The organism is Desulfurobacterium crinifex (assembly GCF_054656775.1).
Window position 1 is genome coordinate 113,245 of sequence record NZ_BAAHXO010000002.1, and the last position, 6,155, is coordinate 119,399.

Below are 6,155 nucleotides of genomic sequence, written 5' to 3' on the forward strand. Positions count from 1 at the left end.
CTTTTCTAAACTTGCAGACCTACTTATCATCTTTGCTACCCTCTATTCTCTTTGTCTTCTCTTCAAGTAACCTGCGAATCTGGTTAACTTCAAAAAGAAGTGAAAGCCCGATGAGAATCAGGTTTACAGCTATGATTTTCAGAAGCCTTACCGGTTCACTTGCTTTGCTGGTTTCTATCAGGAAGACAAGGAATCCCAGAAAAAGAGCTGGAACAAGAGGGAACATCCTTTTCACCGTTGCCTCCTGAAAGAGAGTCCCCCGCAAAGGGGACAACCTATAAACTTGTCGATGCAACCAAACCTAAAGGGGGCAGAGAGAATTGCCACTGGCAACTTGGAACACTTATTCATTGTTTTGCCTCTTGTTTTCTCTGGATTCAGAGCCTATTTTGATTAATGGGAGGATCGTGGTTATTGGGATGGAGATTGACCTTCTGAACTCTTCTGTGAGTCCTTTCGGGTCAATCTCTGTCCCACCCTTAAACAGGGCTTTTGCAAGTGTCCTCTCGAAAGCTTTAAGAACGTGCTCTCTGTAGCTGTCAAGAGTTTTTTCAATGAGAGTAACGAGCTCCTGTTTTTCAGGTTCTTCAATCTCGACGTAACCGCAATCGATAAAAATCCTGATACCGCCTGCTGTTTTAGTTGTCTTGATACCGCCAAAGTGAGGACAGTCAAAGCAGATGCTTCCTGTGATTGTTTTCTCTTCTCTTGGACAGTAAACCGTTACTTGAATCGGAATCGGGAGAGTGTCTTTTACTTTCATGGCATTCCTCCTTTCTGGGTTTAGTCTGGGTAAGGTGGGTCAAAAACTTCCTCTCCGAATTCTTCTATGAGAGCTTCCTTTATTTCAGAAGCCTTGCCATCTTTTGCTGGAGTGCGGAGTGTTACTACCTTTTGAGCGAGTCTATACGGAAATCCCCTTTTATCGCACCAATCTTTCAGGGAGAGATAACCCTTCTGGAGAAGTTTTGTTTTCAGGTTTATGCTGTATGTGAAATACGGTTTACCCATCGCTTCCTCTGATATGATTTCTATGTTCTCATCGTGCTACCAATAGAAATGATAAGTCAATTTTGAGCGGTTGTCAAGCATTAATGAGCGATAACTTGGAAAAGGAGGTAAAAAATGATTGGTAAGCGGTTAAAGAAAGTCAGGAAAACTCTTGGTATTACTCAGCGAAACTTTGCAAAAGAAATAGGTATTTCCGAAGCTACCCTGAGAAGATATGAAAACGAACAATTTCTACCTGACGCAGAGGTTCTTCAAAGATTAGCCAAGAAGTTCGGTATTAATATTCACTGGTTAATCACTGGCGAAGGCTCAATGTTTGTGAACCCAGACCTTAAAGAAATCCCTCCAGAAAAAGCTGGAATAGACAAAGAACTGGCGGTTATGATTTCAATGCTTACTCCAGAGCAACAGGAAGGATTAAAACAACTTTTTAGGGGTTACCAGAAGATGCTTACTTCCAGGCTCTCCGCCTCTTCTTCGGAGAGACAGCGGGAAACTGCTAACCTCTCTAATTCTCACGATGAGAATGTGGTAGAATAATCATTAGAAATTGTCTAATGCAGGGATATATTTTTTTGTCAATTTTCGTTAGCACGATGCTAAATTTAATACGACTAATTTGTTTGCAAACAGAGGAAGGAAAAGTGGCAAAGATTATTCCACTTTATAAAAGTTTTGAGTTTCAAGAGAAACTTAACCGTTGTTTACAGGGAGACGGAGACGAGTGTTTGGACTCCCTCATAGAAGAAATCGAGAGCTATTTGCAAAGGAAACCTGATGATGAAGATGCAGTTCTGTATTTATCTCTTGCTTTAAAGGCGAGAGGGTATAAGAAAAGAGCTCTCGAAGTTGTAGAAAATTTTGTTAATTCTTATTTATCTCCTAAGCTGCTCTTTTATCTAATTAACCTCTATATAGACACGTTAGATTTTAAAAAAGCGATGGAAGTAATCAATACTCTCAAGAGGTTACCGTTGACTCAAAAAGGTAAAGAAAAAGTAGCAGCTTACGAGGCTTTACTTTACTTCAATATGAAAAATCCAGAAAAAATAGCCAATTTATTTAAGGAATTTGGCAGGCAGTTCTCAAAAGTTCTTTTTTCTATCTTATCTTCTGAAAGTGCAGGCTGTATCCTGAGGTTTTATAAGGGATACCAAGAGGGTAAGGAATGGTTATCTACCAAAGAATGGCTTAGGAAAGCCTTTGATGTTTTAAAAAAGCATTATCCAGAACACAGTGTTTTCCTTATAATCGAGAGTGATGAAGAATATCCTGATTGGAAGACCCCCGTGTTCTATATTGTTGGGGAGTTACCCAATCTTTCAACTGACGAGTTTGTTGACTGGAAGCTAAGTAAAGAAGAAGAGGCAGAAAAACTTATCCAACCTTTTGTAAAAGAATTAACCATAGTGAGGTTTTGAGATTCTCCCCAATGGTAGAGATGATAGAACCTAAACACTTCAAACAGATTTCTTATCTAATAGAAAGGTGGTCTATACCGTCTTACCTTGATAATGCTAAGCAAAAAACAGCAATCGGTAGGCTATACTACTATGTGTTCCTTGAAATACGTGAAATTATAAAAGCGAAACTTTCTCCTTCCCAACTCGAGGAACTTGAGTCTGGTAACTTGAGAGGAAGGATTCACATAATTCTCATAAATCTCTTATACAAAGTTGGTCTGACAGAAGAAGGTAGAAACCTCTGGAAGCTCAGAGATATACGGAATTTTGCAGATTACAACTTACAAATGGGTGGAGTAGAAGTATCCCTTTCAGAGGCTAAAAAGCTAACCAAAAATTTAGAAGACTCCTTTCAAAAAATCAGGAATTTACCTGAATCTCAAGTTCAGCAGGCTTTCAACTCAGTAGTTTAACTTCCCTTTCTCTTCCCACTCCCACCTGCCATTCCTTTAGCTCCGTATAGGCGGGAGAATTAACCTTCACGTAGAAAACTCCCTGAATACCCATTAAACGGTAGATAATCTGGTCTGGATTTATAGCCTGTCCTAACTTTTTCCTGGTCTCTGCTATGTAGCTGTCTATGGCTTCTCTGCATCTATCCAGAATTTGTGTGGCAAGAGTGCCAAATCCTTCGGCAATCTTTATTTCCACGTCAACTATAAACTCTACAGGCTTGGCTGGTTTTACTACAACGTAATCGGTTAAGGGTCTTACGTCTTCTGCTGAAAGTATCTCTTCCACTTTTGAAAGTATCTCTGAAGGAACAGGAAGTTGATCTGTTAGAACGTAAACTTCCACAACTCCAGGAGAAGGAGATAAAACTGATACGTCTATCACGCTGGCAGAGGCAGTTTTAGCCCAGTAGATATATCCTTTTCTCGTTCCAGCAGTATTGAAACGGTAAGATGCAAGGCGAATTCTGTCTCTTAAATGCTCGTCATCCTCGGTTTCTTTCCCTCCAGCAGTAATGGTAATGTTTTCAACTGTCTTTACGTAAGGAACAGGTTGAAGAAGATTTTTAAGTTCTCCAGCTAAGAATCCGTTGCCTGCAGTTCCAGGAGTCTCACATATAAATAGGGCATCAAAGGTTGGCGTATTTTCTGGAATGATAAGAGGTTCCCGCGGTTTAAAGATGAGCTGATTGGGAGAAACTATCTTCACGTCTTCTGTATCCAGGAGAATTTGAGGATGGGGAGTTTCCAGATAGAATCTTACAGTGGTAATGGCTGGTTCTGGAGGAAGTCTTTTCACTCCAAGCCACTCTCCAAGCAGGTCAAGAGCTTCTCCTTGTGCATAGCGAAGGAAGTTCTGCTTTCGGTAGTAGTTCATCTGTCCTTCAAGTTGAGAGCGGTCGTAGGCTATGAGGGAAATGAGAAAGTCTTCAACGTCTGACGGAGAAGGGTATCTTCCAGTCATACGGGCGTAGTTCTCTCTCAGCTTCCTGACAAGCTCTTCAGGTGGGGTTACTGTAAACATGCCTTTCTCCTCTTTCTCCTAAAACTAAGGAAGAGTTGCTTTGTATTCTTCGAGAGTTAGCACAGTATCAGGTTCTTTCCACGCAGGATTTTGCTCTAAGGACCTTAGAAGAGGAGGAGGGTCTTTCAGCTTGAAATCCTTACCGTAAATCTTCCCGTTTCCGTCAAAGTCTTCCTGCTGGATAAATTCCTGACTCAATATAACCGCATAGCCAAGAGGAGCTGATTTTCCTCTGTTGTCTATGTTTATGATGTGGTCAGATGTAAAAGCTCCGCATCTATTATTTGCAGAATCCCACAGCATGCAAGCCGATTGGATACATTCCTTTTCCTGAAAAGAAGCTTGCATTGTTGACTGGTCAAACACCCAGTTGCTCATAAAAGGACAAACTGCCATGTTATCCCCCGGAATTACTATCTCCTGAACCAGTTACCACTATTCCAGCTCCACAGGGAACTATGTGAATATCTCCTACTCTATGAGTTGGAATGCCGTTTGTAAGAACTGTAGAACTTCCAGAAACAGCAAAGCTGACTGGACAGTGAGGACAGGTAGAAGCTCCAATGTCGCCCTGTCTCATCTGCTCCCTGCCGTTTACGTAAGTATCAGGGCTACCCGCTATGTGAATACTTATCCAGCTATGGGGACAGCAGGGAGCACCTACACTGCAAATGCCTGCAGATATATCTCCTACCCGTGTGTTGCTGCTCATTTCTTTCCTCTATGGGTTGATATTCACAAACTTTCCTTTTATGGTTACGTTATTTGAGGCTTTAACAGTCGCATCCTGTCCAGCTTCTACTGTTGCGTTCTGGTCTGTCTTTACGGTTACGTTGCCAGTTGCGTGAATGTAAACAGTTCCTTCTACATGAACATAAAGACGGTGTTTTTTACGGTCGTATTCAATTATCGTTCCGTCTTTAAATCGTCTGTGGTATTTGTCTCTGTCCGCTACAGGAGGAGGATCTTCAAGGGTGTAGTAGCTTCCTACTACAAAGCCTCTTTCAAAGTTTGGAGGAGTGAAGAGGCACACTACAAGTTCGTCAACGTCCGGCATCCAGTATTCTTTATCAAGTTCCGTTTTTGTGGTTAGAACCGGAAGCCAGTAGGTTACGAGTTTATCCTTCTCTCCAAGCTCTACTCTGACCTTAGCAGTCTTTTCATCAATTGCTACAACTTTTCCAATGGCTATCACCCTATTGAGTTGTGCTTCAAGCCATTCAAGTCTGTCCTTTACCTCTCTCAGCTCCTCAAACATTAATTCCCTCTAAAAGAGTCTTCGGATGTACCTTCTTGCTACTGCAGATTTTGTCTCTCCTGCCCTTTCAAGCCCTGAAACTGCCATTTCAAGGGCGTCGGGCAGATCGTCATGAGCTCCCTTGGGAAACTCGATAAGCTGATCTATCAGAAGTTTCTGGTTCCTTCTGAATCTGATTAGTCCATTTTCTATGAGAGGAGAAAGTTTCTGGATTCTCAACTCCTTACTTACTTTTGGCTTTATCCCTTTAATCGGTAAGTACACTCCACTTTTACTCGCTTCCCTCATTATCTGATTTTTGTAGATTTCCTGAAATGCAATTTCCTCAAAGAATATCTTTTTGGGTTTGAATGCTAAATATTTCTCGATTATTTTCTTTGTGAGATTTAAATCTGAAATCTTTTCAGCAAAGGCGTCAAGAACGTAGATAATGCCTGTTTCTTTGTCTTTACCAACTGTTACAATCGCCGAATAGTCTCCTGTTTTCTTACCAGTGGCAGGGTCGACTGCCATTGTAACATTTAGTTTTCTATTTACTATTTCAGCTGGTTCATAATACTGAAACCATTCAGGTTTGAATACCATGTCTTCTTCAGAGAGTGGTTCGTTCAGATATTCTGTTGCAAAGGCTATGCTGCCGATTTCTGTTTTTCTCTGGTATAGTCTGTCTAAGGACCAATAATCATTCCAAAGAGCTTTTTCTTTTCCACTTTCGTCCTTGAAGATTGCTTTAAACTTAACTGCAAACCAGTCTTTTAATTTCCCTTCTCTTACTTCTTTTAAGAGCCTTGAAGGAAGATCGTCGTGGTGGAGAATTGTGTTGGTAAAGATTATGAAAGCGTCTCTGTCTGCCATTGGAATGATTGTTCTCTTAAATCTTCTGTAGATTTTTTCTCTTTTAGATGGACTTTCTGCATCGGTATCCTTTAAAACATCATCGCACAAGA

General features: G+C 41.0%; 11 protein-coding genes. 3 read left to right on the forward strand and 8 right to left on the reverse strand.

The annotated features are described in order from the left end of the window. Positions 1-19: 19 nt before the first annotated feature. The 3 genes from ACYQ3A_RS01525 to ACYQ3A_RS01535 all read right to left on the reverse strand — a co-directional run bounded on the left by ACYQ3A_RS01525 (position 20) and on the right by ACYQ3A_RS01535 (position 1,011). On the reverse strand, positions 20-235 hold the full coding sequence (locus tag ACYQ3A_RS01525) for a hypothetical protein (RefSeq protein WP_459894978.1): 216 nt from the start codon (positions 233-235) through the stop codon (positions 20-22). Between the two features lie 108 nt (positions 236-343). Then, positions 344-763: a hypothetical protein gene (locus ACYQ3A_RS01530; RefSeq protein WP_459894980.1), complete on the reverse strand. Its 420-nt coding sequence runs from the start codon at positions 761-763 to the stop codon at positions 344-346. A 20-nt stretch (positions 764-783) separates the two neighbouring features. Next, positions 784-1,011, reverse strand: coding sequence for a helix-turn-helix domain-containing protein (locus tag ACYQ3A_RS01535; RefSeq protein WP_459894982.1), 228 nt, complete (start codon positions 1,009-1,011; stop codon positions 784-786). Positions 1,012-1,125: 114 nt separating this feature from the next. On the opposite strand from ACYQ3A_RS01535, the gene ACYQ3A_RS01540 reads away from it, so the two are divergent. The 3 genes from ACYQ3A_RS01540 to ACYQ3A_RS01550 all read left to right on the forward strand — a co-directional run bounded on the left by ACYQ3A_RS01540 (position 1,126) and on the right by ACYQ3A_RS01550 (position 2,887). Further along, on the forward strand, positions 1,126-1,551 hold the full coding sequence (locus ACYQ3A_RS01540) for a helix-turn-helix domain-containing protein (protein WP_459894983.1): 426 nt from the start codon (positions 1,126-1,128) through the stop codon (positions 1,549-1,551). Positions 1,552-1,655: 104 nt separating this feature from the next. Beyond that, on the forward strand, positions 1,656-2,432 hold the full coding sequence (locus tag ACYQ3A_RS01545) for a tetratricopeptide repeat protein (protein ID WP_459894985.1): 777 nt from the start codon (positions 1,656-1,658) through the stop codon (positions 2,430-2,432). Positions 2,433-2,443: 11 nt separating this feature from the next. Continuing rightward, positions 2,444-2,887 carry a hypothetical protein gene (locus tag ACYQ3A_RS01550; protein ID WP_459894987.1) on the forward strand — a complete coding sequence of 148 codons (444 nt, stop codon included), beginning with the start codon at positions 2,444-2,446 and terminating at the stop codon, positions 2,885-2,887. Here ACYQ3A_RS01550 and ACYQ3A_RS01555 read toward each other — a convergent pair. The 5 genes from ACYQ3A_RS01555 to terL form a co-directional block, all read right to left on the reverse strand. Beyond that, entirely contained in the window at positions 2,871-3,950 is a 1,080-nt protein-coding gene (locus tag ACYQ3A_RS01555) for a baseplate assembly protein (RefSeq protein WP_459894989.1), read from the reverse strand. The genes ACYQ3A_RS01550 and ACYQ3A_RS01555 overlap by 17 nt on opposite strands. Positions 3,951-3,974: 24 nt before the next feature. After that, positions 3,975-4,346 (reverse strand): hypothetical protein, encoded by a 372-nt coding sequence (locus ACYQ3A_RS01560; RefSeq protein ID WP_459894991.1) that lies wholly within the window; start codon positions 4,344-4,346, stop codon positions 3,975-3,977. Position 4,347: 1 nt separating this feature from the next. Then, positions 4,348-4,662: a hypothetical protein gene (locus ACYQ3A_RS01565; protein ID WP_459894993.1), complete on the reverse strand. Its 315-nt coding sequence runs from the start codon at positions 4,660-4,662 to the stop codon at positions 4,348-4,350. Between the two features lie 9 nt (positions 4,663-4,671). After that, entirely contained in the window at positions 4,672-5,208 is a 537-nt protein-coding gene (locus tag ACYQ3A_RS01570; RefSeq protein ID WP_459894996.1) for a phage baseplate assembly protein V, read from the reverse strand. Positions 5,209-5,217: 9 nt separating this feature from the next. Beyond that, the coding region (terL, locus tag ACYQ3A_RS01575) for a phage terminase large subunit (protein WP_459894999.1) at positions 5,218-6,155 on the reverse strand (938 nt) is incomplete at its 5' end.

Coding starts and splice junctions, on each gene's coding strand:
- ACYQ3A_RS01530 (WP_459894980.1), bottom strand. CDS start 763: ATGAAAGTAAAAGACACTCTCCCGATTCCGATTCAAGTAACGGTTTAC.
- ACYQ3A_RS01535 (WP_459894982.1), bottom strand. CDS start 1,011: ATGGGTAAACCGTATTTCACATACAGCATAAACCTGAAAACAAAACTT.
- ACYQ3A_RS01540 (WP_459894983.1), top strand. CDS start 1,126: ATGATTGGTAAGCGGTTAAAGAAAGTCAGGAAAACTCTTGGTATTACT.
- ACYQ3A_RS01550 (WP_459894987.1), top strand. CDS start 2,444: ATGGTAGAGATGATAGAACCTAAACACTTCAAACAGATTTCTTATCTA.
- ACYQ3A_RS01555 (WP_459894989.1), bottom strand. CDS start 3,950: ATGTTTACAGTAACCCCACCTGAAGAGCTTGTCAGGAAGCTGAGAGAG.
- ACYQ3A_RS01560 (WP_459894991.1), bottom strand. CDS start 4,346: ATGGCAGTTTGTCCTTTTATGAGCAACTGGGTGTTTGACCAGTCAACA.
- ACYQ3A_RS01565 (WP_459894993.1), bottom strand. CDS start 4,662: ATGAGCAGCAACACACGGGTAGGAGATATATCTGCAGGCATTTGCAGT.
- ACYQ3A_RS01570 (WP_459894996.1), bottom strand. CDS start 5,208: ATGTTTGAGGAGCTGAGAGAGGTAAAGGACAGACTTGAATGGCTTGAA.